This window comes from Roseovarius sp. E0-M6 (assembly GCF_037083845.1).
Classification (GTDB): domain Bacteria; phylum Pseudomonadota; class Alphaproteobacteria; order Rhodobacterales; family Rhodobacteraceae; genus Roseovarius.
In genome coordinates this window covers 181,972-207,079 of sequence record NZ_JBAPLA010000004.1, presented here as the reverse complement: position 1 = coordinate 207,079, position 25,108 = coordinate 181,972, and the positions used below count along the sequence as shown (strand labels likewise).

Annotated in this window: 31 protein-coding genes; 21 read left to right on the top strand and 10 right to left on the bottom strand. The window is 62.8% G+C overall.

The window, feature by feature from the left end:
* Positions 1-41 precede the first annotated feature (41 nt).
* Positions 42-917 (bottom strand): helix-turn-helix domain-containing protein, encoded by an 876-nt coding sequence (locus V8359_RS12670; protein WP_336429299.1) that lies wholly within the window; start codon positions 915-917, stop codon positions 42-44.
* A 107-nt stretch (positions 918-1,024) separates the two neighbouring features.
* Here V8359_RS12670 and V8359_RS12665 point away from each other — a divergent pair, with 107 nt between their 5' ends.
* From V8359_RS12665 to V8359_RS12655, 3 genes are all read left to right on the top strand, one after another.
* Positions 1,025-1,231, top strand: a complete 207-nt coding sequence (locus V8359_RS12665) for a DUF2061 domain-containing protein (RefSeq protein ID WP_336429298.1) — start codon at positions 1,025-1,027, stop codon at positions 1,229-1,231.
* Between the two features lie 283 nt (positions 1,232-1,514).
* Positions 1,515-2,375, top strand: a complete 861-nt coding sequence (locus tag V8359_RS12660) for a fatty acid desaturase (protein WP_336429376.1) — start codon at positions 1,515-1,517, stop codon at positions 2,373-2,375.
* 20 nt (positions 2,376-2,395) lie between these two features.
* Positions 2,396-3,298: a DMT family transporter gene (locus tag V8359_RS12655; protein WP_336429295.1), complete on the top strand. Its 903-nt coding sequence runs from the start codon at positions 2,396-2,398 to the stop codon at positions 3,296-3,298.
* Between the two features lie 15 nt (positions 3,299-3,313).
* Here the strand turns inward: V8359_RS12655 and V8359_RS12650 are convergent, their stop codons facing one another.
* Both V8359_RS12650 and V8359_RS12645 read right to left on the bottom strand, forming a co-directional pair.
* Complete coding sequence (locus tag V8359_RS12650; RefSeq protein WP_336429294.1) at positions 3,314-4,033, bottom strand: NUDIX hydrolase; 720 nt, start codon at positions 4,031-4,033, stop codon at positions 3,314-3,316.
* A 41-nt stretch (positions 4,034-4,074) separates the two neighbouring features.
* The gene (locus tag V8359_RS12645; RefSeq protein ID WP_336429293.1) at positions 4,075-4,482 is read right to left on the bottom strand and encodes a DUF983 domain-containing protein; all 408 of its coding nucleotides are present in this window, start codon (positions 4,480-4,482) and stop codon (positions 4,075-4,077) included.
* A 225-nt stretch (positions 4,483-4,707) separates the two neighbouring features.
* Here V8359_RS12645 and V8359_RS12640 point away from each other — a divergent pair, with 225 nt between their 5' ends.
* The 4 genes from V8359_RS12640 to V8359_RS12625 all read left to right on the top strand — a co-directional run bounded on the left by V8359_RS12640 (position 4,708) and on the right by V8359_RS12625 (position 6,698).
* The gene (locus V8359_RS12640; RefSeq protein ID WP_336429292.1) at positions 4,708-5,181 is read left to right on the top strand and encodes an EF-hand domain-containing protein; all 474 of its coding nucleotides are present in this window, start codon (positions 4,708-4,710) and stop codon (positions 5,179-5,181) included.
* Positions 5,182-5,252: 71 nt separating this feature from the next.
* Positions 5,253-5,840, top strand: coding sequence for a sigma-70 family RNA polymerase sigma factor (locus tag V8359_RS12635; RefSeq protein ID WP_336429291.1), 588 nt, complete (start codon positions 5,253-5,255; stop codon positions 5,838-5,840).
* Positions 5,830-6,201 (top strand): hypothetical protein, encoded by a 372-nt coding sequence (locus V8359_RS12630; protein ID WP_336429290.1) that lies wholly within the window; start codon positions 5,830-5,832, stop codon positions 6,199-6,201. The genes V8359_RS12635 and V8359_RS12630 overlap by 11 nt, the downstream gene beginning before the upstream one ends.
* The gene (locus tag V8359_RS12625) at positions 6,201-6,698 is read left to right on the top strand and encodes a periplasmic heavy metal sensor (RefSeq protein WP_336429289.1); all 498 of its coding nucleotides are present in this window, start codon (positions 6,201-6,203) and stop codon (positions 6,696-6,698) included. Before V8359_RS12630 ends, V8359_RS12625 begins: the two co-directional genes overlap by 1 nt.
* Before the next feature lie 62 nt (positions 6,699-6,760).
* Here the strand turns inward: V8359_RS12625 and V8359_RS12620 are convergent, their stop codons facing one another.
* Positions 6,761-8,164: a diguanylate cyclase domain-containing protein gene (locus tag V8359_RS12620; protein ID WP_336429288.1), complete on the bottom strand. Its 1,404-nt coding sequence runs from the start codon at positions 8,162-8,164 to the stop codon at positions 6,761-6,763.
* Between the two features lie 86 nt (positions 8,165-8,250).
* Here V8359_RS12620 and V8359_RS12615 point away from each other — a divergent pair, with 86 nt between their 5' ends.
* The 10 genes from V8359_RS12615 to V8359_RS12570 all read left to right on the top strand — a co-directional run bounded on the left by V8359_RS12615 (position 8,251) and on the right by V8359_RS12570 (position 17,514).
* Positions 8,251-8,538, top strand: coding sequence for a DUF3572 domain-containing protein (locus V8359_RS12615; protein WP_336429287.1), 288 nt, complete (start codon positions 8,251-8,253; stop codon positions 8,536-8,538).
* The gene (locus V8359_RS12610) at positions 8,535-9,266 is read left to right on the top strand and encodes an HAD family hydrolase (RefSeq protein ID WP_442970372.1); all 732 of its coding nucleotides are present in this window, start codon (positions 8,535-8,537) and stop codon (positions 9,264-9,266) included. The genes V8359_RS12615 and V8359_RS12610 overlap by 4 nt, the downstream gene beginning before the upstream one ends.
* A complete protein-coding gene (locus tag V8359_RS12605; RefSeq protein ID WP_336429286.1) occupies positions 9,263-10,162 on the top strand; it encodes a DMT family transporter in 900 nt (299 codons plus the stop codon). The genes V8359_RS12610 and V8359_RS12605 overlap by 4 nt, the downstream gene beginning before the upstream one ends.
* A gap of 299 nt (positions 10,163-10,461) precedes the next feature.
* Positions 10,462-12,024 carry a trimethylamine methyltransferase family protein gene (locus V8359_RS12600; RefSeq protein WP_336429285.1) on the top strand — a complete coding sequence of 521 codons (1,563 nt, stop codon included), beginning with the start codon at positions 10,462-10,464 and terminating at the stop codon, positions 12,022-12,024.
* A gap of 13 nt (positions 12,025-12,037) precedes the next feature.
* The gene (locus V8359_RS12595; RefSeq protein ID WP_336429284.1) at positions 12,038-12,412 is read left to right on the top strand and encodes a GFA family protein; all 375 of its coding nucleotides are present in this window, start codon (positions 12,038-12,040) and stop codon (positions 12,410-12,412) included.
* Positions 12,413-12,544: 132 nt separating this feature from the next.
* Positions 12,545-14,290 carry a DUF4153 domain-containing protein gene (locus tag V8359_RS12590; RefSeq protein WP_336429283.1) on the top strand — a complete coding sequence of 582 codons (1,746 nt, stop codon included), beginning with the start codon at positions 12,545-12,547 and terminating at the stop codon, positions 14,288-14,290.
* Positions 14,291-14,352: 62 nt separating this feature from the next.
* Positions 14,353-14,940: a heme NO-binding domain-containing protein gene (locus V8359_RS12585; protein ID WP_336429282.1), complete on the top strand. Its 588-nt coding sequence runs from the start codon at positions 14,353-14,355 to the stop codon at positions 14,938-14,940.
* The gene (locus V8359_RS12580) at positions 14,941-15,993 is read left to right on the top strand and encodes a GGDEF domain-containing protein (RefSeq protein ID WP_336429281.1); all 1,053 of its coding nucleotides are present in this window, start codon (positions 14,941-14,943) and stop codon (positions 15,991-15,993) included.
* 279 nt (positions 15,994-16,272) lie between these two features.
* Positions 16,273-17,109: an ADP-ribosylglycohydrolase family protein gene (locus V8359_RS12575; protein WP_336429280.1), complete on the top strand. Its 837-nt coding sequence runs from the start codon at positions 16,273-16,275 to the stop codon at positions 17,107-17,109.
* 15 nt (positions 17,110-17,124) lie between these two features.
* Positions 17,125-17,514 (top strand): carboxymuconolactone decarboxylase family protein, encoded by a 390-nt coding sequence (locus V8359_RS12570; RefSeq protein WP_336429279.1) that lies wholly within the window; start codon positions 17,125-17,127, stop codon positions 17,512-17,514.
* A gap of 95 nt (positions 17,515-17,609) precedes the next feature.
* Here V8359_RS12570 and V8359_RS12565 read toward each other — a convergent pair whose 3' ends face one another.
* On the bottom strand, positions 17,610-18,239 hold the full coding sequence (locus V8359_RS12565; protein ID WP_336429278.1) for a ribonuclease T2: 630 nt from the start codon (positions 18,237-18,239) through the stop codon (positions 17,610-17,612).
* A gap of 131 nt (positions 18,240-18,370) precedes the next feature.
* Between V8359_RS12565 and V8359_RS12560 the strand changes: the two genes are divergently transcribed.
* A complete protein-coding gene (locus V8359_RS12560) occupies positions 18,371-19,132 on the top strand; it encodes a DUF1013 domain-containing protein (RefSeq protein ID WP_336429277.1) in 762 nt (253 codons plus the stop codon).
* Positions 19,133-19,293: 161 nt separating this feature from the next.
* Here V8359_RS12560 and recR read toward each other — a convergent pair whose 3' ends face one another.
* From recR to V8359_RS12535, 5 genes are all read right to left on the bottom strand, one after another.
* A complete protein-coding gene (recR, locus tag V8359_RS12555; protein ID WP_336429276.1) occupies positions 19,294-19,887 on the bottom strand; it encodes a recombination mediator RecR in 594 nt (197 codons plus the stop codon).
* Positions 19,888-20,026: 139 nt separating this feature from the next.
* Positions 20,027-20,371: a YbaB/EbfC family nucleoid-associated protein gene (locus tag V8359_RS12550; RefSeq protein WP_336429275.1), complete on the bottom strand. Its 345-nt coding sequence runs from the start codon at positions 20,369-20,371 to the stop codon at positions 20,027-20,029.
* Positions 20,372-20,462: 91 nt separating this feature from the next.
* The gene (locus tag V8359_RS12545) at positions 20,463-20,816 is read right to left on the bottom strand and encodes a TM2 domain-containing protein (protein ID WP_336429274.1); all 354 of its coding nucleotides are present in this window, start codon (positions 20,814-20,816) and stop codon (positions 20,463-20,465) included.
* A 96-nt stretch (positions 20,817-20,912) separates the two neighbouring features.
* A complete protein-coding gene (locus V8359_RS12540) occupies positions 20,913-22,718 on the bottom strand; it encodes a DNA polymerase III subunit gamma/tau (protein WP_336429273.1) in 1,806 nt (601 codons plus the stop codon).
* 127 nt (positions 22,719-22,845) lie between these two features.
* Positions 22,846-23,232, bottom strand: coding sequence for a YidH family protein (locus V8359_RS12535; protein WP_336429272.1), 387 nt, complete (start codon positions 23,230-23,232; stop codon positions 22,846-22,848).
* Between the two features lie 156 nt (positions 23,233-23,388).
* On the opposite strand from V8359_RS12535, the gene V8359_RS12530 reads away from it, so the two are divergent.
* From V8359_RS12530 to rpiA, 3 genes are all read left to right on the top strand, one after another.
* Positions 23,389-23,553 carry a hypothetical protein gene (locus tag V8359_RS12530; RefSeq protein ID WP_336429270.1) on the top strand — a complete coding sequence of 55 codons (165 nt, stop codon included), beginning with the start codon at positions 23,389-23,391 and terminating at the stop codon, positions 23,551-23,553.
* Positions 23,554-23,563: 10 nt separating this feature from the next.
* Positions 23,564-24,043 (top strand): phosphatase domain-containing putative toxin, encoded by a 480-nt coding sequence (locus tag V8359_RS12525; RefSeq protein ID WP_336429269.1) that lies wholly within the window; start codon positions 23,564-23,566, stop codon positions 24,041-24,043.
* 267 nt (positions 24,044-24,310) lie between these two features.
* On the top strand, positions 24,311-25,099 hold the full coding sequence (gene rpiA / locus V8359_RS12520) for a ribose-5-phosphate isomerase RpiA (protein ID WP_336429267.1): 789 nt from the start codon (positions 24,311-24,313) through the stop codon (positions 25,097-25,099).
* The last annotated feature ends 9 nt before the right edge of the window (positions 25,100-25,108 follow it).

Sequence of the window (25,108 nt, the reverse complement as noted above, 5' to 3'; positions counted from 1 at the left end):
TCGGTATCACGTCGGTGCGCGCGCGGATGGGCCGGATAGCATTAACCGCTGCGGTCGCTGCTTCCGCCGGTCCAGATGGCGCGCATGTGATCGGCAAAGCCACGCGCGGTCACATGCGCCTCCCGCACGAGATGGTCGAAATGTTCGGTCAGCGCGCGGACACGCTCGGTATCGCGGAAGACGATATAGGACTGACCCATGTAAATCGCCCCAAGCAGCGGGCCAAAGATCGTCACGGGCGAGGAATAGAGCCGCCGCGCATCAAAAAGCGTGATCCTCAGGCGCGGATAAAGCTGTTCGGTGACCGTGATGAATTGCTGCACCTGCGCATCGCGCATGTCACGCGGCAGGCCGGTGTAATACCCTTCCCCGCGCACGAAGGAATGCACCTCGTAAAGGGGCATCGCGATTTCGTAATCCGACTGGGTGCGCCGCATCCAGTCGAGCCGATCCTCGGACGCGCCGACCGCCTGATCTATGCTGCGGCCAAGATGCGGCGTGTATTCCCATTCGAGCACGTCGCGTGTCTTGAGCATGTCGGGGAGGCCGGCGGGCACATGGCGGATCTTGTAGCCTTCCGCCTCGGTGTGCCAGCGGAATATCTGTTCATCGGCGGCGGCCCGGCGGGCGCGCGTCAGGGTCAATGAATGGGCGAGGATATCGGCTGCGGTTTCAGGCCGGTCGGTCAGGCCGAGCAGCCAATCGGCGGAAATGCCGAGCGCCGCCGCGCATTCGCCCACCACTTGCGCATTGGGAAGCCGCGCGCCTTCGCCACCCAGAAGCTGTGACACGGTGGAGCGATCCACGCCAATGCGCCGGGCCAGTGCGCTTTGCGAAACGCCACGGTCTGCCAGCGCCTCACGGAGGCGGGTGCGGAAAAGTCGGGCGCGCGCGCGTTTGTCAATTTTTTCAGTCATGCGTTTACTAATGTCATCAAAGTAGAGAAATGTTAACCAATTTTCGTCTGTCGCAGCGGTCCCGATCAGCATAACTGAGGACTCACATCATTCAAAGGAGGACGAAAATGGAGACCCGCAGCCGGACTCTGACTAAGGCGATCATCTGGCAGCTACTGGGCTTGTTGACGATGACGGTCGTTGGCCTGCTTGTAACGGGATCCGTGCTTGAAGGTGGGGCTGTCGCGGGGACAAACGCCATGATCGGTCTTGCCACCTATATTTTTTACGAGCGTCTCTGGGCGCGGATCAACTGGGGCCGCCGCTTGATCTGATGCAGTGAGATGAGTAATTTATTAAACAATTGATGGTAAAAACCAGCATATGAGCGAAATGTTAACTGTTTTCGGGCTGCCCTTATTGCGTTCTGTAACGTAACGATTTTGTGAAGGGAGAAATGGACAAACGATGACTCACTTTCACGAAACGCAGCGTCAGGGCGCGTATGATGCTGTCTCCGAGCAGGCCGTCCAGACGGCGGTACATCCTGGGCCGACACCATTGGAGGACATCCTCGAAGACGCGCGACAGATTGAGCGCGCGGTGGAATGGCCGACCATGCTTGTCATTCTGGGCGTCTACTGCGCTTGGATATGTGCGACACTCTTGCTCACCCAAGTCTGGTTGCCGCTTGCCGTGATTGTCCTGATGCCGGTGCTGGCGCTGCATTCCTCACTGACCCATGAGGCGGTCCACGGTCATCCGACACGCAATGCGCGGGTCAACGCGGCGCTGCTGTTTCCCTGTCTCATTATGTTTGTCCCCTATCTGCGGTTCAAGGATCAGCATCTTGCGCATCACGTGGACAGCGTGCTGACCGATCCCTATGACGATCCGGAAACGAACTTTCACGACCCTGCGGTCTGGGTGCGGCTTCCGCGCTGGTTTCAGGCGGTGCTGAATTTCAACAACACGCTTCTGGGGCGCCTTACTGTCGGGCCGCTTCTGGGACTCGTGAGCTTTGTGCGGGACGATTGGCGTGCGATCCGGGGCGGTGATGCACGTGTCCTGCGCGGCTGGCTCTGGCATTTGCCCGCAGCGGCGATCGTGCTGGCCTGGGTGGCGTGGACGCCGATGCCGCTTTGGGCCTATGTCATCGCCTGTTATGGCGGACTCTCGATCCTGAAAATCCGCACATTCCTTGAGCATCGGGCGCATGAGCGTGCCAGCGGTCGCACCGTGGTGATCGAAGATCGGGGGCCGCTCGCTTTTCTCTTTCTCAACAACAACCTGCACGTGGTCCACCACATGCATCCGCGTGTCGCGTGGTATCGTCTACCCGGCGTATACGAGGCCGACCCGGACAGGTATCTGCAGCGCAATGACGGCTATCGCTACCGCTCATATGCCGAAATTTTCGGTCAGTATTTTCTGCGCCCCAAAGATCCGGTTCCGCATCCGCTCTGGAAAGATCGCTGAATTGAGGCCATGAGGAGCCCATGGACACATGGGTCATCCTATCGGTCGCGGCGGCGGCGTTTCAGACGCTGCGCTTCATGGTGCAGAAATCCCTGAGCATGGGCACGCTGTCGGCCGGGGGCGCGACCTTGGCGCGGTTCGTTTATGCCGCGCCGGTGGTGATCCTGCTGACGGCGCTTTATGCGGTTTCGCTGGGGGTGTCGGTCGCCCTGCCGGATGCGGTATTCTGGGCTTATGCGCTGACCGGGGGTTTGGCGCAGATATTGGCGACATGGTGCGTCGTGGCGCTATTCTCCATGCGCAATTTCGCGGTTGGGATCACCTTCAAGAAAACCGAAGTCATTCAGACCGCGCTTGTCGGTCTGATCGTGCTGGGCGACCGGATCAGCGGTGCGGGACTTGCCGCGATCCTGATCGGACTGGCCGGTGTGATGATCCTGTCGCTTGGGGCCCCCGCGAGAGGCGGCGCGCGCGGTGGTTTCGCCGACCGGGCGGCACTGCTGGGGCTGATCTCGGGGGGATTGTTCGCGATCTCTGCGGTGGGCTACCGGGCTGCGACGCTGGAGGTGGCATCGGACGACCCGCTTTTGCGGGCGGGCCTGACCCTTTGCGTAGTGACAAGCGCGCAGACACTTGGCCTCGGGCTCTGGCTTCGGCTACGCGAGCCGGGGCAGATCAGCCGCGTGTGGCGGGCCCGGCAGCAGGCGATCTGGATGGGATTGATGGGCGTGGGCGGGAGCCTGTGCTGGTTCACCGCCTTCACGCTTCAGAACGCGGCTTATGTCTTTGCGGTGGGGCAGGTCGAAGTGATTTTCTCGATGCTGGCGTCGGTGCTTTTCTCCCGGGAGCGTATAACGGCGCGCGAATATAGCGGCATCACGCTTTTGACCGTGAGCATTCTGGCGCTGGTGATGCTGGGGTGACGAAAGCGGGCCCGGTCAGTCGTCCGCTTGGGGCATGAGCCCGCGCAGACGGAGAAAGAGGCTTTCTTCGTCGTCATTGCGAAAAAACGGCACAGAGGCGGGCGGTTCAGGATTGCGGGCATAGGCCGCAAGCTCGGCCAGGACCACCTCGGTGATAAAAGGCAGTTCTAATTCGCGCGCTCGGGCGAGCGGAAGCCATTGCAGGTGGCTTAACTCATCGCAGGCGGCGGAAAAATCATCCGGGTCGCCGATGATCTCCGAGGCATCCACCACGAAAAACCTCGCATCGAAGCGGCGGGGGCGGCCCGGTGGGGTAATGGCGCGGAAAAAGAACTGTAGCGCATGGGCCGAAGGCACGCAGCCGGTGTCGGCATAGCCCTGCCAGTCGGTCGGCACAGTGCCCGCCCATGTGCCGGGGATGCCGAGGGCGAGGCCGGTCTCCTCCCATAACTCGCGGATGGCAGTGACGGGCAGCGCCGCGTTCAGGTTTTCGTCGCTGTCTTCGCTCAGGCGGGTGGCGCAGGGGTCCGGCAGGGGCCGGGCCAGCGTGATATCGGCGTCCCCGGGGTCAACCGCGCCACCGGGAAATACGAATTTCTTGGGCATGAAGGCGGCGTTGTCCCCACGCTGACCCATCAGAACCCGTGGGGTTGTATCGACGTCGCGCAGCACGATGATGGCGGCCGCGTTGCGGATGGCGGATTTGTCTGTGTCAGCCTGTGATCTGTCGGTCATCGCGTTGCGCGCTCCTGTCGGTCCCGGGGCGCGCGCGCCGGTCAGTCGTCATCGTGTCCGAACCCGTGCATGCGGCGGGCCCACTGGAACGCGACAATCGCGCCCTTTAGTCTAGGCAGAAGGTAAAGCGAAAGCCCGACACAGCCAATGGTGAATGTCGTCGCCAGCACGAGGGGTTCGGGCCGGAACTGAACGAACATGATGTGCAACAGCGGGGCCATGATGTGACCGACCAGCAGGATCGTGAGATAGGCCGGACCGTCATCGGCGCGATGATGGCTGAAGTCCTCGCGGCAGACGGGACAGGTGTCGCGCACCTTGAGATAGCTCTTGAGGATCGGGCCGGACCCGCAATTGGGGCATTTGCGCTGAAAGCCGCACCAGAGGGCGGGCCAGAGCGGGCGCTCGGTCTCGGAGGAGGAGGCGGTGGCGATGGTTTCGTCGGTCATGGGACCCTCGTGTCTGACTTTGCGTAATGTGATCAATGCGGCGGCAAATAGAAAGGGGTGTGAGGGGGCTTGCGGCGGGATGTCGCGCGCAGCCAGAAAATTTTGCATGAGGCGCGACGGAATGCGCGCTGCGCTGCGTATAATGGGGGACAGCGGGCAGATACCTGATGTCATAAACCGAAATTCGCCCGGAGGCACCGGGTGCAGGATACGGAGAAACAAGAGATGACAAGCCGAAACATCACACGGATGACAGTCCTTGCCGCGGCGATCGCGGTGGCGCAGACAGGTGGCGCGATGGCTCAGCCGGACGGCAAGCATCCATCCTTTGAAATGCTTGATACCAATGGCGATGGCAAGATCGAGAAGCATGAGATGCAAGCGCATGGCAAGGCGCGCTTTGACCGGATGGACACCGATGGCGATGGCAAGCTCAGCGCCGATGAGATGACGACCGCCGCCAAGGCGCGCGCCGAAAAACGCGTCGCGCGCATGATGAAGCGCCTTGATGCGGATGGCGATGGGGCCATCAGCATGGACGAGATGGAAAAGCGCGGCAAAGGCAAGGGCAAGGGCCGGCATTTCGACCGGGTGGATACGGATGGTGACGGAGCTCTGTCCAAGGCCGAATTCGAGGCCATGAAAAAGCGCCACGGCAAGCATGGCCATGGCAAGCATGGTGACGACAGCGAGACCTGAGCCAAGCGCCGCGGCGGGCCCGCCCCGCTGCGGATCGCGCAGCGCACAATCAAGGAGTGGGCCGCCTCGGCATGGCGCAAAGCACGACGGATGAGGCAGGGGGCGCGGAGGACGATGCATTGTTGCAGGCCGTCGTGGATGGCGACATGCGCGCGGCGCGCGCGCTGAGCGAGCGGCATCTTGCGCGCGTTCTGGCCCATGCCGCGCATCTGCTGGGCAATGCTGCCGAGGCCGAGGATGTGGCGCAGGAGGCGATGCTGAGGCTTTGGCGGATTGCGCCCGACTGGATGCCCGGACGTGCGCGGGTTTCGACGTGGCTTTATCGTGTGGTGGCCAATCTCTGCACGGATCAGCTTAGGCGGCGGCGCGGAGTTGCACTGGACGATGTGCCCGAGCCGGCGGATGAGCGACCGGATGTCGAGGTGGAAATGCATCGCGCAACGCGGGCCCGCGCGCTTGGCCACGCGTTGATGCGTCTGCCGGAGCGGCAGCGGCAAGCGGTCGTCCTGCGCCATCTTGACGGGTTGGGCAACGCGCGGATCGCGCAGATCATGGAGATCAGTGTGGACGCGGTTGAGAGCCTTTTGGCGCGGGGCAAGCGGACGCTGAGCAGCGATCTTTTGGACCAACGCGAGGAATTGGGGTTGCATGATGGGTGAGCAAAGCGACACCGGCAAGAGGCCGGAGATGGAGCTGGAGACGTATTTTGCGGCGGCGCGCGACACCGCGCCTGTGCCTGATGCCGCCCTTCTGGGCCGGGTGCTGATGGATGCGGGCCGGGTCCGGCTTCCATGGCACCGGCGTCTGGTGCGGCGCTGGCGGGAGATGCGTGCCGCGATGGGCGGCGCGCCGGCGATGGCCGCGCTTGGGTGTGCGCTTGTGGTCGGGTTATGGCTTGGCGTGGCCCGGCCCGATGGGGTGGCTTTGATTGCGGCGAATGTCGTTGGGGGCGATGACGCGGCGGTCATGGTTGATGTGATGGCGGGCGATGCCTTCGCCAGTCTGGAAGGAGCGTTCTGATGTCGGAAACCGAAAGCACGGAAACCGAAAGCACGGGAAACGGGCGCACGCGGCGGTGGCTCGGGATCCTGCTCACGCTGTCGCTGGCGATCAATCTGTTGATCGCCGGGGCGGTTGCGGGGGCCCTTTGGATGCGGAGCGGTGATGGTGACCCGGGCCATCCGCGCAGCGGCATGGTGGGTGGGCCGTTGACCCGGGCGCTGGAACCGGAGGCACGGCGCGAGATCGGCCGTGCCCTGCGCGCGGTGCGCGCGGAAGCCGGCGGCAGCCGCGCGGCGCGGGTGGCCTCGATGGATCGTATTCTTGAAGAGTTGACGCGGGTGCCGTTCGAGCCCGAGGCGCTGGATGCGGCGCTTAGCGCGCATCGGGCGGCCTTTCAGCGGGATGTCGCGGCGGGGCAGCGCCTTCTGGTGGCGCATCTCGCCGGGATGACCGATGCCGAGCGGGCCGAATTTGCCGAACGTGTCGCGCGGCACCGGCACCGCAAGCGGCACTAGAGCGGGGCGCGTCACGGGGATGCGTCTGGAGCGCGCGCCGACCGCTCTGAAGCGTGGCGGGCTCAGGCGGCGGGGCGGGCGCTTCGGAAGGTGACGGTATTGCGGCCCTGCGCCTTTGAGGCATAGAGCGCGTGATCGGCCTGAGACAAGAGCGCCTTGGCGCCGTTTATCGCACCTTCCGGGTCTTTGGCATCTCCGCCCATGACCATCCCGATCGACACGGTGACCGTGATCGGCTCGGGCGCGCCGGAGACATGGATCGGCATTTCCGCGATGCAGCGGCAGAGCCGGTCGGCGGCGATCCGTGCTTCGCTTGGGCAGAGATCCGGGAAGATCAGCAGAAATTCCTCCCCGCCGATGCGCGCGACGACATCCTGCGGGCGCAGCGCCCCGCGAAGCCGTTCGGCCACATGTTCGAGCACCCGGTCGCCGGCGGCGTGGCCATAGCTGTCGTTGATCCGCTTGAAATGATCGAGATCGGCGAGCATCACCGCAAAAGGGGTGCGTCCCTCGTGCGGGGTGCGCGCCGTGCAGAGCCGTTCGAGATACGGAATGGCGTAGCGCCGATTGTATAGCCCGGTGAGCGGGTCGGTGACCGAGGCGCGCAAACCGTCGGTCAGATGGGCGCGCAGCCGGTCATTGGCCTGAGCATGAGTGACCAGCCGGTCGATGCGCGCCGCAAGCTCGGGGAGCGCGGTGACGCCGAGCAGGACATCATCAAGCCCGGCATTGAGAAGCTGTGCCGCAGTTTCCTCGTCCTCGGCATCGAGCATGGCGATGGTGGTGGCGTGGCGTGTATCGGGGGCAGCGCGCAATTCGGCCAGAAGCCTCAGCGCATCGCCGCGCGGCAAATCGGCAAGGTAGAGCAGCACGGCATCGGGCGCACGCCCCTTGGACAACGCGGGAAAGGGACGGCGCGCATCCACAAGGTGAAGCCGGTGCGCCAAGTGCGCATCGAGACCCCGCAGCAGAAGCGTGGCGGGGGCGCCTTCGGGGGCGACGATGGCCACCTTGCCGGGATGCCCGAGCGGCGCGTGGTCTTCGGCGAAGCCGGCGGTGCCGGTGCTGACCTGCTGCCGCAACTCACGCAGGCTGTTGCGGCGAAAGAGCAGACCGCGCAGCCGGGCGAGGAGGAGCGCGTCATGGGCGGGCCGGGCGATCACCGCATCGGCGCGCGACATCAGGCGCAGCCGGGTGTCGGCGTCTGCCGCATCGGCCAGAAGCACGGCGACGGGAATGTCGGGCAGGCCGGGACGGGCGCGCAGCGCGTCGATCAGCTGGTCGGCGGAGAGATCGGGCAGTTCGTTGCTGATGAGGATGAGATCGGGTTGCAGCGTTTGCGAAAGGCGCAGAGCCTCGGACGCGGTCGCGGCTTGCGATACGTCAAAATGCCCGGCGGAAAGCTTCACCTTCAGGACGATCCTGTTGGTGGCGACCGGGTCCGCGATGAGAATTTTTCCTGGCATCGGCGGGATGGCCTTTCTGACTTGCCCTTTTGCTGTGACCCACTATCCATGCGAGGGGTTAAGAAAACCTTTCCAAGGTATTTACAATGCGAACCGATCCGCCGAATTCCGCCGAAACACTGGGCCTCGAGGCACTGGCCTGGCTGGTCGGGCATGACGAGCTGTTGCCTGTGTTCCTTGGGTCCACGGGCGCTTCGGAGGATGATCTGCGCAGCGGTGCGCGGGATCCGGCCTTTCTTGGGGCGGTTCTGGATTTCGTGATGATGGATGACGATTGGGTGCAGGATTTTGCAAAGGCCACCGGACATCCGCCCGAAACGGTCATGTGGGCCCGCCAGACCCTGCCGGGTGGCGCGCAGGTCAACTGGACATGAACAACGGGTCAGCACAGGATGAGCCGGGAGGGCGGATGCGGGTGATCGAGGCCATCGTTTTCGACAAGGACGGCACACTGTTCGATTTTCATGCCACTTGGAGCGCATGGGCACAGGGCCTGATCGGCCACCTGAGCGAGGGGGATGCCACGCGCGAGGACGCATTGGCGCGGGCGATGCATTTCGACCTTCGGGCGGGGCGGTTCCGGCCCACAAGTCCGATTGTCGCAGGCACGAACCGCGAGGCGGCGGAATGTGTGACCGAAGGATTGGGCGGTGGCGATGTCGCCGCGATGGAGGCGCTTTTGATGACAAGCGTGGCCGATGCTCCGCTGGCGCCTGCGGTGCCTCTTGCGGATTACCTAGACGCGCTGAAGGCGCGGGGCCTGAGGCTGGGAGTGATGACCAACGACACCGAAGCCGGCGCGCGGGCGCATCTTACCCGTTCGGGTGTCGAGGACCGGTTCGATTTCATTGCCGGCTTCGATTCAGGCCACGGGGCCAAGCCCGATCCCGATCCGCTTCTGGCCTTTGCGCAGGCGGTGGGGATTGCGCCGGCCCGCGCGCTCATGGTGGGTGACAGCCTGCACGATCTTGTCGCGGGGCGCGCCGCGGGGATGCGCACGGCGGGGGTTTTGACCGGCACGGCGACGCGCGCCGATCTTGACCCGCATGCCGATGTCGTGTTGCCGGATATCGGACATATTCCCGCGTGGCTTGACGGATGAACGGTTCGTCCCGGCTTGGATTGATCATGGCGCTTGTGGGGACTCTGATCCTCGCGCCGGATGCTATGCTGATGCGTCTTTCAGAGATGGACGGCTTTCAGATGGTGGGATGGCGCGGCCTGTGCATGGGCACGGTCATGATCACCGGCTGGGCCCTGTTCACACGGGACCGGGGGGCTGACCTTCGGGCCCTCGGCTCGCGGCCCGGGCTGGGGGTCATCCTGTGCCAGTTCCTGAATTCCATCCTTTTTTGTCTGGGCATCGCATTGGCCCCGGTGGCGATTGTCCTGCTGGGCATCGCGACGGTGCCGGTCTGTGCCGCTGTGCTTGGCTGGGTCATTCTGGGCGAGCGTACGCGGGCCGTGACATGGCTGACCATCGCGGCGGTCATGGCGGGCATTTTCTATGCCATCTCGGAAGAGGCGGGCAGCGGTGTCGTGCTTGACGCCACATCGGCGCTCGGCGCGGTTTTGGGCGTGGGCGTTGCGGTGGTGCTGGCGCTCAACTTCGTGATCCTGCGGGCCAACCCGAAGGTGCCGATCCCGCTGGCCATCGGATGTGGCGCGATGACGGCGGGGGTGGTGTTTTCCATCGTCACCGGGTCCGAACAGATGATGGATGGCAAGATATGGGCGATGCTTCTCACCGGACTCGTGGTGTTGCCGGTGTCTTTCTCGCTCCTGTCATTTGCCTCGCGCTATACGGTGGCGGCGAATGTGAGCCTTCTGATGTTGCTTGAGACGGTTCTGGGGCCGCTCTGGGTTTGGGTGGGGGTGGGTGAGGCGCCGACCACGCGGATGATCACCGGCGGCGGCTTTGTCGTTGTTGTGCTGGCGCTTTATGTGAGCAACCAGTCGCGCAGGCGCAGGCCCGCATCGCGTATTACCGGCTCTTGATCCGGCGATAGCCGCGCCCTTGGGGCCGTGGCGCCTATGCCATCTTCACCCCACTCTGCCGAGGGCCGGGCCGATTCGTGCCGCGAGCCGGAGAGTGGGCGCGCGCGGCCAATAAGGCCCATTCCAATCATATCTCACCGTATGCTCATGCCGGTTTCCCTTCTGTGTCGCTATCACCGGGGCGCTTCGGAGCCATGTGGCGGATGGTGGAATAAATGCGACACACTCTGTCGCAAAACCGCATTCGGTCGGCTTTGGCGTGGTGTCTTGTGAGGGCGACGACGAACAGGGAGGCCCAGATGGCAGAGCGCAGCACACGCAGAAAACGCGGCGGAGGACGGGCCGGCAATGCCGAGCGCCGGGGAACAGCAGCGATCGAACAGATGCCGTGGTCGCCGCCCATCAACTGTGACCGCCCTGTGGAGCCACTGGGCGAGGAGGGCGTGCAGGCCATCCATAACGGGGCGATGCGTATCCTCGAAGAGATCGGGATCGAGATCCTCAACCCCGAGGCGCTTGAGATTTTCCGCGCGTCGAGCGGTTGCACCGTGGCCGGCGAGAACCTTCGCATGGGGCGTGATTTCGTCATGGAGCAGGTGGCCAAAGCCCCGAGCCAGTGGTCCATCACGCCGCGCAACCCGGCCCGCGCGATCACCATGGGCGGGCAGCACCTTAACTTCGGCAATGTGTCCTCACCGCCGAGCTATTGGGACATGGAGCTTGGTCGGAAGGTGACGGGCACGCGAGAGATGTGCCAGAACCTCCTGAAACTCAGCCAGTATTTCAACTGCATCCATTTCGTCGGAGGCTATCCGGTGGAGCCGCAGGACATCCATGCCAGCGTCCGGCATCTCGATGTGCTCTATGATAAGCTCACGCTCACCGACAAGGTGGCGCATGCCTATTGTCTCGGAAAGGAGCGGGTCGAGGATGTGATGGAGATGGTGCGCATCGCGGGCGGGCTTAGCCATGAGGAATTCGAGGCCAAGCCGCGCATGTATACCAACATCAACTCAACCTCGCCGCTCAAGCATGATTATCCGATGCTCGATGGCTGGATGCGGCTGGCACGGCGGGGTCAGGGCCTTGTCGTGACGCCCTTCACGCTGGCGGGTGCGATGGCGCCGGTCACCATGGCGGGCGCGGTGGCGCAAAGCCTTGCCGAGGGGCTGGTGGCGGTTGTGCTCGCACAGCTGATCCGACCGGGCGCGCCCTGTGCCATCGGCACGTTCACCAGCAATGTGGACATGAAATCGGGTGCGCCTGCTTTTGGCACGCCGGAATACATGCGCGCCACGCAGATGACCGGGCAACTGGCGCGGTTTTACGGTCTGCCCATGCGGGCGAGCGGTGTCTGTGCCGCGAACGTGCCGGACGGACAATCGGTCTGGGAGACATCGAACAGCCTCTGGTCGGCGGTACAGGCCGGGGCGCATATGGTCTATCACGCCGCTGGCTGGCTTGAAGGCGGGCTGATCGCGAGCCCGGAGAAATTCGTCATGGATTGCGAGATTTTGCAGCATATTCAGCGGTATATGGACCCGATGCTGACCGCGACGGGGCCTGATGAAATCGCCGTCGATGCGGTGCGGGAAGTGGGCGATCAGGGCCATTTCTTTGGCATTCAGCACACGCAGGACCGCTATACCACCGCCTTTTACCAGCCTTTCCTGAGCGATTGGCGCAACTATGAGGCATGGGAAAGCGCCGGGGCGGTCTGGACCACGCAGCGCGCGCATCAGACCTACAAGGATATCATTGCCAGTTACGAAGAACCGCCCATGGATGACGCCATTCGCCAAGAGCTTGCCGAGTTCGTTGTGAAGCGCAAGTCCGAGGGCGGGGCCCCCACCGATTTCTGAGGAAAGGTGTCAAATGGCGCATGCACGGGGAAGCTGCCTTTGTGGGCAAGTCACATACGAAGTCACAGAGCCCTTGCGCGAGGTGATCGTCTGTCATTGCGGCCAGTGCCGCAAGACGAGCGGGCATTACGTTGCCGCGACATCGGCGGCGCTTGGGCATCTTCACATCACGGGTGAGGTGACGTGGTTTCGATCCTCCGAGACGGCGCGACGGGGGTTCTGTGGCACGTGCGGGAGCAATCTTTTCTGGTGGCCGGATGCGGAGCCGGGCATGTCGATCTTTTCGGGCACGCTTGACGGGGCGACCGGGCTTCGCGTGACCTCGCAGATATGCACCGCCGACAAGGGCGACTATTATGACCTGCCCGATGTGCCGATCCATGGATAGACGGGGGCCTGAATTCGCTTAGACTTGCGCCCCGGTCCGCGATATATCGAAGATCGGCGCAATCGCGTGGTGTCAGGCGAACAACCGGGTCTCGGGGTCTCGTCTCGGCACCCCGCAAAGAGGCAGGGCGACATGAGCAGCAGACCCGATGAAAGCACCATGGATCGCATATCGCTCGCAGCTGTGGGGGCGGTGGCCGGCATCGCGATGTATCTGCTCTTTGACCTGATCCCCGAGCTTGTCGACAATCAACGGCTTGTTCTGCTTGCTGCAACGACGGGGGCGAGTTTCTTTTCCGTGCTTCTCGCGCTACTTGGCCCCACACCCTTGCGGCGGGCGGCGCTTGCGGCGGCGACGGTGAGCTTTCCGGCAACGCTTCTCTTTATCTGGGCGAGCTTCCGCTATGGCGATGTCGAGCAGTTCCTTGAGCGCGGGCATGCGATTTTCGCGCTGATGGTGCTTCTCGGCGTGGCGACACCTTTCATGGCCGCCGCACTTGAGGAGGACGGGGGGTGGAAACGCTATTCCCGGCTTTTCGACAACGCCTGGAGCATTGTCGTGCGCTACACTGCCGCGGTGCTTTTCGTCGCTGTCCTCTGGGCGGTGCTTTTCCTGTCGGACGTGCTTCTGAGCCTTGTGGGCGTGACGATCATTGATGACATCATCGACATGGACCCGATGCCGTGGCTTGTCAGCGGGGTTGGGCTGGGTCTTGGGCTGGCCATTGTGCATGAGCTTCGTGATTACATATCCGCCTTTCTTTTCATTCAGTTGCTGCGCGTTCTTTTGCCACTTCTGCTTGTGGTTCTGACGGTCTTTGTTGTTGCCTTGCCAATTCAGGGGCTTTCGGGGCTGTTCGGGAACCTGTCGCCGGCTGCCACGCTGGCCGCCGTGACCTTTGCCGCGATCACCCTGATCAGTGCGGTGTTGCACCGGGATGCGGAGGCCGAATCCGATGGCCGGTTTCTTCGCATCGCGGCACAGGCGCTTGCGGTTCTGATCGTCGTGCCTGCATCGCTGGCGGTCTACGCGGTGTCGGTGCGTATCGGGCAATATGGGCTGACGCCCGATCGGGTTGCCGCGCTTGTGGTGTGCGGTGTCATCCTTGTCTATGCGATCTGCTATGCGGGGGCTGTCGCGGTGCGCGCCGATTGGACGGCCCGGATACGGCGCGCCAATCTGGGGGTTGCGGTTCTGATCGTTGCGCTGGCGGCGCTTTGGCTGACCCCGGCACTCAATGCCGAGCGAATGAGCGTGACGAGCCAGATTGCCCGGGCCCAAGCGGGAGCGGATATCGCGGATCTGCCGATCTGGGAGTTTCATCGCGAATGGGGCCTTGCCGGCAAACGCGGGCTTGAGACGCTACGCGACATGGAGGCGCATCCCCGGCACGGTGATCTTGTGGCGGCAGTCGAGCGGGCGGAGACCGCGACCTATCGCCACCAGTATGAAGATCAGCGCGAGGGTGAAACACTGGCCAGTCTCGAAGGGGTCGTGCCGATCGTTCCCGAGGGTGCGCGCCTTCCCGAGGGGGCGCTTGATGCGCTGAGGCCAGATGAGCGGAGCCGCATACTCGAAGCTTGCCAGCGGAGCGTGCCCGGAGGCGGGCCGGGCTGCGTTATGGTCGTCGGGCAATTCGATCCACGGGTTGATGGCGCGCAGGCCATCGGACTGTTCCTGCATTCGGGCAATTATGTGCGCGTCACGGGGTTTCATTTCCCGCAAGAGGGCGCAGCCCGGTCAACCGGAGTGAACGGCCTTGCCGGACGTATGAAAGATCAGACGATTGCGGATATTCAGGCAGGGCGTTTCACGCTCGAGCCAATAGAGATTCAGGTGCTTGACGTCGACGGTTTCAGCCTTTTTCCAAACAATTGAATTCATTCGCGGCCTGTTAACGATGCTGTGCCAAGCTTCGGCCACACAAGATGGAGGCTGGCATGCATGGCATGATCAATCGGGCGATCGAACGGTTTGTGCGCGATACCTATGGGCGGGATGCATGGGGGTTGATCACGGCCCGGGCCGAATTGGACTTCGCGGAGTTCGAGGCGATGCTGAGCTATGATGACCATGTGACGGAGGATGTGCTTGGCGCGGCCTGTGACGTGTTGAACAAACCGCGCGAGGCATTGCTCGAAGATATCGGAACCTATCTTGTCTCGCACCCGAATGTTGAGGCGCTGCGCCGCTTGCTGCGCTTTGGCGGGGTCGATTTCCACGAATTCCTTCATTCGCTTGACGACCTGCCGGAACGCGCGCGCCTTGCCGTGCCCGACCTGACGTTGCCGGATATGGAATTACGTGAACATGGCGCAACCACATACAGCCTGATCTGTCGCGGGGCGCATCCGGGGTTCGGCCATGTGATCACCGGCCTGTTGCGGACGATGGCGGATGATTATGGCGCGCTTGTCCTGCTTGAGCACAAAGGCCGGCGCGAGACTGCGGAAATCATCGAAGTGCATCTGTTGACAAGTGCCCATGCCGAAGGGCGCGCCTTTGAATTGAGTGTCGGGGCGGCGTGAATGGCGGCGGCCGGGCCATATCTTGCGGGTCTGCTCGATACGGTGTGTCCGATGCATGCTCTGATCTCGGCGACCGGGCACATCCAACATGCGGGCCCGACCTTGCGAAAGCTTTTTCCGGGGGATGAAGTGCTGGGCCAGCGGTTCCTGGAGCTGTTTGAGATCAAGCGCCCCGGTCATGGCGGGACGATGGCCGGTCTGCGCAGGCTCACGGGGCGGAAACTACATCTGCGGATGCGCCACGGTCCACGCACGGAGGCCAAGGGGGTTCTTGTGGCCCTGCCAGAGGAGGAGGCTGGCATCGGGCCGTCGGGCGGCGCGCTGATCAACCTTTCGTTCGGGATTTCGGTGGTGGAGGCGATCCGCGACTTCGGCCTGACCGGGGGGGATTTTGCCGCAACCGATCTGACCATCGAGATGCTGTATCTGATCGAGGCGAAAACCGCCGCGATGGAGGCGTCGCGCCTTTTGAACCTACGGTTGCAGGGGGCGAAGATCGCCGCCGAGGAACAGGCCTATACCGACACGCTCACGGGGCTCAAGAACCGTCGGGCGCTCGATCATCTGCTGGAACGGCTGGTGATGAGCGAGCAGGATTTCGCGCTGATCCATCTGGACCTCGATTATTTCAAGGCGGTGAACGACACGCTGGGCCATGCGGCTGGCGATCATGTCCTGCGCGAGGTGGCGCGCGCCATGGTTCAGCAAACCCGGAGCGACGATATCCTCGTGCGCACCGGCGGCGACGAATTCGTGCTCGTCCTGTCACGTCTGACGGACGCCGCGCGCGTGCATGAGATTGCCAGCCGTCTCATTGCGCAGCTGGAAGAGCCGGTGGTCTTCAATGGTGACGTGTGTCGAATATCCGCGAGTGCGGGTTCGACCCTGTCATGCAGATATCCCCGGCCGGGCCTTGATCTTGACCGGATGATGGAGGATGCCGATACCGCGCTTTATGCGGCCAAGGCGGCGGGTCGCGGCTGTCACGTTTCGTTCGATCCCCCGATGCAAGGCAAAGGCGCGACAGGGTGCCGCGGCAAATCCGCGGTCTGAACCCCGGCATGGCCGCGCCGGGTGTGACCGTTTCGGGCCGTGCGCCCGGCAGACATGGCGGCGTGCCCTACACGCAGGGCTCCATGCGGGACGGGCGTAATGTCGAACTTTCTGGCGCGCCTTGTGCGATGTCGGGCCTTGCGTCAGTTCGGCGGCAAGCACGCCGCGTGGGCAGATGCGAGTGCAGATGCTATTGTCCCAAGGCCCCCCGAGAGAGCGGCACGCAGGGCATTGAGATGTTGCTGACCCCGCCCTACGCTTGGGGAAAAGGGGCGCATCATGCAGAAACCATTCTCCGAGGATCAGGCACATGGCATGCTTGTGGGGCTTGCGGTCGGCGATGCGCTGGGCATGGCTGTCGCGGGACAGGCGCGTGGTTGCTTTGCGCTGGTGACGGGACTGGGCGCGGGCGGACCGGCAGAGCCACGGGCTGCGCAGTGGTCCGGGGCGGTGTCGATGGCGCTCTGCCTTGCGCAGATGCTTCGGTCGGCCAATGGCTGGGATGCCGAGGACGCGATGAAACGGTTCGTGAACTGGCGCGACTTCGGCTATCTTGCTGCGCCCGGCCGGCACGCGGACCCCGACAAGGAGACGCGCGCGGCACTTCTGGCGTTCGAGGCGAGCGGCAATCCGTATTCAGGGGGCGCCGAAACCGAGGGCAGTGCCGGCATCGTGCGATTGGCCCCCGTGGTGCTTGGCTATGGGGCGGTGAAAGAAAGCGCAATGGCCGTGGCGCAACTTCAAAGCCGCCTGACCCATGCCAGCCCGATCTGTCAGCGCGCGGCGGCCAACCTTGCCGAGGTGCTTGTCACAGGCGAGCATGGGCGGCTGCCGCGCCCAGACGCCCCGCCCGGCGCGGTGACCGGCCATGTGCGCGACACGTTGCATGCGGTGTTCTGGGCGATGGCACAGGGCCGGACCTTTCGCGATGTGGTGCTTGCGGCGGTCAACCTTGGTGGAGATGCCTGTGCAACCGGGGCGGTTGCCGGGCAATTGGCCGGGCGCGTTTGGGGGTATGAGGGCATTCCCGGTGACTGGCTCGAAATGCTGTGGGATCATGACAAAATCCTTGTCACCGCCGACGATCTCTATGCTATGCGCCCCATAGACCAATGACCGGGAGGGTGAACAATGAGTGTTTTTGACGAAGAGCTTTTTCTCAAGGGACTGGAACAGCGCAAGGCCACGCTGGGTGCGGAATATGTCGAGAAGAACCTTGCCGCCGCCGATGAGTTCACCCGCCCCTTTCAGGAGGCGATGACCGCATGGTGCTGGGGCTTTGGCTGGGGCGATGACGTGATTGATCCCAGAACCCGGTCGATGATGAACCTCGCGATGCTGGGCGCTTTGGGCAAGATGCATGAATGGGAGGTGCATTGCCGTGGCGCGCTGACCAACGGGGTGAGCGTCGAGGAAATCCGCGCCATCGTGCATGTGATCGCGATCTATTGCGGGGTGCCGCAGGGCATCGAATGTTTCCGCTCGGCTCGCAAGGTGCTTGAAGAGGCAGGTGAACTCTAAAGCGGCTGGCCTTTGACCTGAGACATCAGGGAAAGGCGAAACCGGTGCCGGACCTGAATGTCGCGCTGCGTTGCGCATCGCAGGACGCCCCGCAATCACGGGATCGGAGCGAAAAGAGCGTCCTTGAGCCGGCAATCGGTGATCACGTCGCTCCCGCATGGCACCGGGTCGAGCGATTTGGAAAGACAGAGCCGGGCCTCTTGGATGTGGCCCGCGCGGCAGGTGATGGTCAGCATGTCGGCCTCCCAGCCCTTGTTTTCCTTGAGGAACGCCTCTTCGATCACATGAGCAGGCAGACGCACCGGAACCTGCAACTTGCGAAAGATCGCGGGACGGGTGACGCGGTCATACGCCTCGCGGGCGAGGGCGAAATAGGCAGGTGCCGAAAGCCCTGAGCAGGCACCGTGCTTTTCCCACTGATACCAGGCGAGGCCCGGACTTCCCATGATGTTGGCCATGTCGCGGGTCATCGCACGCGAGGGCGGGCGTTCGGCGCTTTGACAATACGAGGGCCAGCCACGGTGAAACTGTGGCCAGAGACCATGCAGCACCCAACCGTGATCGGCCTGCGGGGCGCACTGTTCCGCCGCGCGCGCATCGCCTTCGAGCGCGCACCATGTGGGCGACCAACTCAGCGAGAGGACATAATAGTCGAACTCACCTGCCCGGTCGCCGCCGGCGCAAGCCGCGGAGGCCGTGAACAGCCAGATCAGCAAAGCCCGCATGATTTTTCCTTTCATTTCGATCCGTGGCTGACTATATAGCCGCCAAGTTCCCCGACAACGGCAACCCGTCCCGACCCCCGGGACAGCCTTTTCAGGCGACGGGACAGATTTGCGCAAAGGAGGCGTGAGACATGGCAAAACCGATTATGGCCAAGGCAACAGCCGTTTGGCTTGTGGACAATACGACACTCAGTTTCAAGCAGATTGCCGATTTCACCGGCATGCACGAGCTTGAGATTCAGGGTATCGCGGATGGCGACGTGGCCGCCGGCGTCAAGGGCTTTGATCCGGTTGCCAACAATCAGTTGACCCAAGACGAGATTAGCGCGGCCGAAAAGGATCCGATGCATAAGCTGCGGCTCAAGCACAATCCCGCCGCCGTTGGCGAGGAAAAGCGCCGTGGTCCGCGCTATACCCCGCTCAGCAAACGGCAGGATCGTCCGGCCTCTATCCTGTGGCTGGTAAAGTTTCACCCCGAACTGGCGGACAGCCAGATCAGCAAGCTGGTGGGGACAACCAAGCCGACCATCCAAGCGATCCGCGAGCGGACGCACTGGAACATCGCCAATATTCAGCCGATCGACCCGGTCGCCCTTGGCCTGTGCAAACAGTCCGAGCTTGATGCCGCCGTTCAAAAGGCCGCGTCTAAGAAGGTCCGCGAAGGCGAAGCGATGAGTGACGACGAGCGCCGCAAGCTTTTGTCCACCGAGCAGAGCCTTGCCATGGAGGACGAGCCGAAGATTCCCACCGCGATCGAGGGGCTTGAGACCTTTACGCTTGGTGAAGGTAGCGGCGACGATGACGACAAGAGCGACGCCGTGCCCGATGCCGACAGTTTCTTCAACCTGCCCGAGGGCGGGGATGACGACGAGGATGACGACGACACCAAGTAAGGCGGCGGTCGGGTTAGTTCCGGTGCCGTTACAAAAAGCGCCCCGATGCTGGTCATCGGGGCGCTTTGCGTTTGGCGGTGGGTCTGTGGCGACCGACCGGTCTGCTGATGCCTCAGATCAAAGGTTAAACGCTTTGGATATGGCGTGACCTCCGGCCATCCTCAGAAAGCTTTGCGAGCTGAAAGGGCTGCGGTGATCGTTCCATCATCAAGGTAATCCAGCTCCCCGCCGATAGGCACCCCCTTGGCCAGCGAGGTGAGGCTGACCATGCTTTCGATCTGATTGGCGATATAATGCGCCGTGGTCTGACCATCCACTGTGGCGTTAAGCGCAAGGATCACTTCGGTGATCCCTTCCGCCGGGATACGCGCGACGAGGCCGGGGATACGAAGCTCGTCCGGGCCCACCTGATCGAGCGCCGAAAGCGTGCCGCCCAACACGTGATAGCGCCCCTTGAAGGCCCCCGCGCGCTCCATCGCCCAGAGATCCGCGACATCTTCGACCACGCAAATCTGGCCGTTGGCGCGTTTCTCGGACAGGCAGATATCGCAGGTTTCGGAGGTGCCGATATTGCCGCAATTGCCGCATTCACGGGCGGTGGCGGCAACGATCTGCATGAGGTCGGCCAGCGGTGTGAGCTTGAGTTCGCGCTTGGCGATGAGATGCAGCACCGCGCGCCGCGCCGATCGCGGACCAAGGCCCGGAAGCTTGGCCATCATGTCGATCAATGTGTCGATGTCGCGGTTGGAACTCATCTGGTGTCCAATCGGAAAGGTGATAGGGCACAAGGGCAGCCCACCCGGCAAAACGCACGGCGTTTTCAGGGCGCCCCCGGGGATGTCATTGACGCGCAGACAGGCCGCGCCGCGCCGGTGGCAGGCCCGGCGAGAGCCGTCAGAACGGTAGTTTCATGTCCTTGGGCAAGCCCATTTCTTCGGTGATCTTGCCCATCTCTTCCTGTGCCTTGTCAGAAGCCTTGCCCTGCGCGTCCTTGATCGCGGCAAGGATCAGATCCTCGACCACTTCCTTGTCGTCAGAGTTGAAGATCGAAGGGTCGATATCGAGCGCCTTCAATTCGCCCTTGTAACTGGCCGTAGCCTTGACGAGGCCCGCACCGCTTTCGCCGGTGACGGTCATGTTGTGCATTTCTTCCTGCAGATCGGCCATCTTCTGCTGCATGTCTTGGGCGGCCTTCATCATCTTGGCCATATCGCCCATCTGGCCTAATCCTTTGAACATCTCGCGGTCTCCCGTTTTCGCGTCTTGCATCCTAGATACGGGCGGTGGGGCCGGGGGACAAGGCCACAGATGCAAAGGACCAAAGCGACGTTCAGGTGTCAGGGGGATTGGCGGCCTGTGTCATCAGGTTGACCTCTTGCGCGATGACGAGGCGGCGTGCCTTGACGTCGCGGTCGATCATGCCGGGGATGAGAAAGATATCGACAAGCAGCCAGATTGCCACGGGCAGCAAGATGAAAAGCCCCGCGCCATAGACGGGCAGGGTGAAAAACCCAAAGACCGCGAGCAAGAGCATGATCACACCGCTGGCGATACGGCCGATATAAAAGCGGTGCACGCCGAAGAGGCCGAAGAAGAACCAAAGCAGATAGGCCACACCTACCGATTTACGTTCGTTGCCTAAGCGTTGTTCGACAAGCATCTGCTGTTCGGTGGTGAGCGACATATTCCGCGATCTCCTTATGGCCGTCGCGGTATCGTGTCGTGGATCAAGCTTTGGGTGCAAGAAAAATCTGGGATTCTGAGGGCCGTTCGAGGTGCTTCAGTCCTCTTCGAATGGATCCCATTCGTCCTCGACCTCGGGAAGGGCCTCGGTCTCGGCCTCCTGCTCCACGTCCTGCGCGGTGCGGATGTCGATGATGCGCGCCTTGGGAAAACTGCTCATCACCGCCTGAACCAACGCGTGCTGGCTGGCCTCTTCTTCGAGCGCGCGCTTGGACGCGTCGCGGTTTTCGGCGATGGTTTCGCCGCCGCCCTGATTGACGACCGTGACCGCCCAGCGATTCCCGGTCCAGCGTTGAAGCGCAGAGCCGAGCCGCGCTGCAAGATCGGAGGGGGCCGCCTCGGTGGGCACGAATTCGATCCGCCCCGGCTGATAGGCGGCTAGGCGGAGGGTGTTCTCGATTTCAACGAGAAGCTTCACATCGCGGTTGGCGCGGACCAGTTCGACCACATGCTCGAAGCTTGGAAAGCGGGCGAGGGCCTGCTCGGCGGCAAGCGCCGGTTGCGGCGAAGATGACTGAGAGGTGACCCCACGGGACGGAACGTCGGTATCATGTCGGTATTGCGTCGGCATTGCATCAGTGGATTGCGGGGCCGGTGCGCCCCCCGACAGCGTGCCCCCCGGCGCAGAGCCGCCCGATGTCGCGCCGCCCACAGGTGGCTGGCCCGGTGCGGTGACCGGCATGTCCTGAAGCTTGCGCACGAGATCTTCGGGGCTGGGCAGGTCGGCCACATGGGTCAGTCGGATTACGGCCATTTCGGCGGCCATCATGGTGTTGGGAGCCGATGATACTTCTTCCAGCGCCTTGAGCAGCATTTGCCACATGCGGGTCAGCACACGCATCGGCAGCGCCTCGGCCATGGATTGGCCACGGGCGCGTTCGTCGGGCCCGATGGTCGGGTCTTCGGCGGCTTCGGGCGTGATCTTGACCACGGAGACCCAATGCGTGACTTCGGCAAGGTCACGCAGAACCGCGAGCGGGTCGGCGCCGTCGGCATACTGGGTGCTGATCTCGGTCAGGGCGCCAGCTGCGTCGCCCTTGAGAATGAGATCGAAGAGATCGAGAACCCGGCCGCGATCCGCGAGGCCAAGCATCGCGCGCACCTGATCGGCGGTGGTTTCGCCGGCGCCATGCGAGATGGCCTGATCAAGGAGCGAGGTCGCATCTCGTGCCGATCCTTCGGCAGCGCGGGTGATGAGGGCGAGCGCATCTTCGGCGATCTGGGCGTTTTCGGCGTCGGCGATGCGGCGCAGCAGGTTGATCATCACTTCGGGTTCGATGCGGCGCAGATCAAACCTTTGACAGCGCGACAGAACGGTGACCGGCACCTTGCGGATTTCCGTGGTTGCGAAGATGAACTTCACATGCTCGGGCGGCTCTTCCAACGTCTTGAGAAGCGCGTTGAAGGCCGAGGTGGAGAGCATGTGCACCTCGTCGATGATGTAGATCTTGTAGCGCGCCGAGGCGGCACGATAGGCGACCGAATCTATGATTTCACGGATGTCGCCCACACCGGTGCGCGATGCCGCGTCCATTTCGAGCACATCCACATGACGCCCCTCCATGATCGCCACACAATGTTCACAGACGCCGCAAGGTTCGGTGGTCGGGCCGCCCTGACCGTCGGGACCGATGCAATTCATGCCCTTGGCGATGATGCGCGCCGTGGTCGTCTTGCCCGTGCCGCGGATGCCGGTCATGATGAAAGCCTGAGCGATGCGATCGGCCTGAAACGCATTTTTCAACGTGCGCACCATCGAGTCCTGTCCGACGAGGTCGGCAAAGGTTTCGGGCCGGTATTTCCGGGCGAGCACTTGGTAGGGGCCTGTGGCCGTGTCCTGCATGAAAGTATCCTGAAAGGGATTCGGGTTTGACCCAAGGTAGAGGGTTTCGCGGCAAACCTGAATCAGAGATTTCCCCGGCCTTTGCGCATTCCGTTTTGGCGCGCGCCGAAACGTGATCCGGAGGCGGTTACAGCCCCCAGAGGATAACGCCGGTGCCCAGCGTGGCGATGGTCATGACGATCGTGACCACTGTGAAATTCTTGGTCGGCATCGGTTCGGAATCGTAATCGTCAAGGCGGTTGAGCGCTCTGATGGCCTGTCGCCACGCCGACCAGTAGATCAAAAGTGCTGTGACGAGAAACGCGCTGGCCACCAGCTTGGCGGCCCATTTTGGATCGAACTCGCCAAAGACGGCCCTGAGAGCGATGGCCACACCCACAGCCCCGAGCCCGACGCTCATCCACGAATTGAAGGTGCGTTCATTGGCCAGAATGGTGCGTTCATTGGCCCAGTCGGTCCGCTTTTCGGCGTCTTGGGTACGTTGTTCGGCCTTTTCGGTTTTGCTTTCGCTCATATCCGCGTGTCCGTCATTGCCGTCGTGACCCAGAGTTAGGCGGGACCGACACCGATGGATGGTATTTTGAGCACGGGCCGTCATGCAACCGGGTTTGTGATTGTTCCGGGCGTGGCTATACTCCGTGCCTGAACTGGTTTCACCCGGGAGTGTCAGATGCATTTGAGAGGTATCCGGAGCCGCCGGACTGTCGAGGATCGGCGGCAGCGCGGCGATGTTGAGGCGGCGACGACCGCTATGCATCAAACAGAGGGTGATCATCTGCACCGCAGCGCGCGTCATGTGCCGGGCTTTGACATGTTCCGCACCAAGACGCTCTGAGCATCGCGTCATGGGGTTTGTCATTCATGCCGTATCCGTGTCTCGAGGCATCGTGGCGCTTTGTCCGTTCCCCGGGCGAGGCGGCAATTTCGAGGCCGATATGGACCATATTCGCGATTGGCGGCCGTCGATCGTCATGACGCTGACCACCGATGCCGAGATGGCGCGGCTGGGGCAGCCGGCGCTTGGACAGTCGTTCATCGCGATGGGCGCGCGGTGGATTCACTTGCCCATCGAGGACTACGCGGCACCCGTGGGCGACACCTTGACGGCGTGGCCTGATGCGTGCCGCGCCGCGCTGAGCGCGTTGCGGGGCGGGGGCCGTGTTCTGGTGCATTGCAAGGGCGGATGCGGGCGCTCGGGGATGATCGTGCTGCGGCTGATGGTGGCGGCGGGCGAAGCGCCTCTGGTGGCGTTGGAGCGTTTGCGTGGCATCCATCCCGAAGCGATCGAAACGTCCGGGCAATTGAACTGGGCCACCGCGAAATAGCGGCTTTTGGGCAAGACCGGAGCCGGATTAACGCCGTTTTTACAATCGTGGGCGATCATGGACGCGCTCTGTGAGGGAGGCTCTGATGCGATTGAACGCAAGGCTGTTCTGTGTGCTGCTGATCTTGTCCGTGCCCGTGGTGGCGTATGGCGGATCTTTGATGCCCTAGAAATGGCGAAGGGCGTGTGAAACTCACCGATAAATGACCCCTCGCGCGGGCGCGGTCTCTCGCCTATAAGGCCAGAGAGAAAACGAGGAGTCGCTGTCATGTCCGGAGATTTGTCGCCTATCGACAAGGCCAAGTTTGTCGCTGCGAAGAAGGCGGTCGATTATGTCGAGGATGGCATGCGCGTGGGTCTTGGAACCGGAAGCACCGCCGCGTGGATGGTCCGCTGTCTGGGGGAGCTGGTGCGCGAGGACGGCTTGCGCATCAAGGGTGTTCCGACATCGACCCGCACCGCCGATCTGGCGCGCGAGGTGGGGATCGAGGTGATCAGCCTTGATGAGGCCAAATGGCTGGATATCACCATCGACGGCGCGGACGAGTTTGACGGCGAACTGAACCTGATCAAGGGGGGCGGTGGTGCGCTCTTGCAGGAAAAGATCGTGGCCACGGCCAGCGACCAGATGATCGTGATCGCGGATGTCGGCAAGGAAGTCGAAAGTCTGGGTGCCTTTCCGCTTCCGATCGAGGTCATTCCCTTCGGCTGGCAGACGACGCGGGCCCTTGTTGAGGAAATGCTTGTTTCGATGGATGTGCTTGGCCGTGACGTAAGCCTCCGCATGAGCGGCGATCATCCTTATGTCACCGATGAGGGTAACCATATACTTGACCTGCATCTTGGGCGGATCGGCAACCCCCGACAGCTTTCGATGGTGCTCAACCAGGTGCCGGGTGTCGTTGAGAACGGGCTTTTCATCGACATCTGCGACGTGGTTTCGGTGGGCTATGGCGATGGCCGGGTTGAGCTTCGCGATATCAACGAAGGCACGGTGGAAACCGATCGACTCGATTTCGTGGAAAATGAGAACCTGTTCCGCGACCTGGCGGATTGAGCATGGGCA

Excerpts from the sequence above, each read along its gene's own strand:
- V8359_RS12645 (WP_336429293.1), bottom strand. The coding sequence starts at position 4,482 with ATGACCGACGAAACCATCGCCACCGCCTCCTCCTCCGAGACCGAGCGC.
- V8359_RS12650 (WP_336429294.1), bottom strand. The coding sequence starts at position 4,033 with ATGACCGACAGATCACAGGCTGACACAGACAAATCCGCCATCCGCAAC.
- V8359_RS12535 (WP_336429272.1), bottom strand. The coding sequence starts at position 23,232 with ATGAGCGAAAGCAAAACCGAAAAGGCCGAACAACGTACCCAAGACGCC.
- V8359_RS12580 (WP_336429281.1), top strand. The coding sequence starts at position 14,941 with ATGGCGGCGGCCGGGCCATATCTTGCGGGTCTGCTCGATACGGTGTGT.
- V8359_RS12605 (WP_336429286.1), top strand. The coding sequence starts at position 9,263 with ATGAACGGTTCGTCCCGGCTTGGATTGATCATGGCGCTTGTGGGGACT.
- V8359_RS12640 (WP_336429292.1), top strand. The coding sequence starts at position 4,708 with ATGACAAGCCGAAACATCACACGGATGACAGTCCTTGCCGCGGCGATC.
- V8359_RS12595 (WP_336429284.1), top strand. The coding sequence starts at position 12,038 with ATGGCGCATGCACGGGGAAGCTGCCTTTGTGGGCAAGTCACATACGAA.
- V8359_RS12660 (WP_336429376.1), top strand. The coding sequence starts at position 1,515 with ATGCTTGTCATTCTGGGCGTCTACTGCGCTTGGATATGTGCGACACTC.
- V8359_RS12550 (WP_336429275.1), bottom strand. The coding sequence starts at position 20,371 with ATGTTCAAAGGATTAGGCCAGATGGGCGATATGGCCAAGATGATGAAG.
- V8359_RS12585 (WP_336429282.1), top strand. The coding sequence starts at position 14,353 with ATGCATGGCATGATCAATCGGGCGATCGAACGGTTTGTGCGCGATACC.
- V8359_RS12665 (WP_336429298.1), top strand. The coding sequence starts at position 1,025 with ATGGAGACCCGCAGCCGGACTCTGACTAAGGCGATCATCTGGCAGCTA.
- V8359_RS12570 (WP_336429279.1), top strand. The coding sequence starts at position 17,125 with ATGAGTGTTTTTGACGAAGAGCTTTTTCTCAAGGGACTGGAACAGCGC.
- rpiA (WP_336429267.1), top strand. The coding sequence starts at position 24,311 with ATGTCCGGAGATTTGTCGCCTATCGACAAGGCCAAGTTTGTCGCTGCG.
- V8359_RS12620 (WP_336429288.1), bottom strand. The coding sequence starts at position 8,164 with ATGCCAGGAAAAATTCTCATCGCGGACCCGGTCGCCACCAACAGGATC.
- V8359_RS12525 (WP_336429269.1), top strand. The coding sequence starts at position 23,564 with ATGGGGTTTGTCATTCATGCCGTATCCGTGTCTCGAGGCATCGTGGCG.
- V8359_RS12600 (WP_336429285.1), top strand. The coding sequence starts at position 10,462 with ATGGCAGAGCGCAGCACACGCAGAAAACGCGGCGGAGGACGGGCCGGC.
- V8359_RS12670 (WP_336429299.1), bottom strand. The coding sequence starts at position 917 with ATGACTGAAAAAATTGACAAACGCGCGCGCGCCCGACTTTTCCGCACC.
- V8359_RS12530 (WP_336429270.1), top strand. The coding sequence starts at position 23,389 with ATGCATTTGAGAGGTATCCGGAGCCGCCGGACTGTCGAGGATCGGCGG.
- V8359_RS12625 (WP_336429289.1), top strand. The coding sequence starts at position 6,201 with ATGTCGGAAACCGAAAGCACGGAAACCGAAAGCACGGGAAACGGGCGC.
- V8359_RS12630 (WP_336429290.1), top strand. The coding sequence starts at position 5,830 with ATGATGGGTGAGCAAAGCGACACCGGCAAGAGGCCGGAGATGGAGCTG.
- V8359_RS12560 (WP_336429277.1), top strand. The coding sequence starts at position 18,371 with ATGGCAAAACCGATTATGGCCAAGGCAACAGCCGTTTGGCTTGTGGAC.
- recR (WP_336429276.1), bottom strand. The coding sequence starts at position 19,887 with ATGAGTTCCAACCGCGACATCGACACATTGATCGACATGATGGCCAAG.
- V8359_RS12545 (WP_336429274.1), bottom strand. The coding sequence starts at position 20,816 with ATGTCGCTCACCACCGAACAGCAGATGCTTGTCGAACAACGCTTAGGC.
- V8359_RS12610 (WP_442970372.1), top strand. The coding sequence starts at position 8,535 with ATGAACAACGGGTCAGCACAGGATGAGCCGGGAGGGCGGATGCGGGTG.
- V8359_RS12575 (WP_336429280.1), top strand. The coding sequence starts at position 16,273 with ATGCAGAAACCATTCTCCGAGGATCAGGCACATGGCATGCTTGTGGGG.
- V8359_RS12655 (WP_336429295.1), top strand. The coding sequence starts at position 2,396 with ATGGACACATGGGTCATCCTATCGGTCGCGGCGGCGGCGTTTCAGACG.
- V8359_RS12540 (WP_336429273.1), bottom strand. The coding sequence starts at position 22,718 with ATGCAGGACACGGCCACAGGCCCCTACCAAGTGCTCGCCCGGAAATAC.
- V8359_RS12635 (WP_336429291.1), top strand. The coding sequence starts at position 5,253 with ATGGCGCAAAGCACGACGGATGAGGCAGGGGGCGCGGAGGACGATGCA.
- V8359_RS12590 (WP_336429283.1), top strand. The coding sequence starts at position 12,545 with ATGAGCAGCAGACCCGATGAAAGCACCATGGATCGCATATCGCTCGCA.
- V8359_RS12615 (WP_336429287.1), top strand. The coding sequence starts at position 8,251 with ATGCGAACCGATCCGCCGAATTCCGCCGAAACACTGGGCCTCGAGGCA.
- V8359_RS12565 (WP_336429278.1), bottom strand. The coding sequence starts at position 18,239 with ATGCGGGCTTTGCTGATCTGGCTGTTCACGGCCTCCGCGGCTTGCGCC.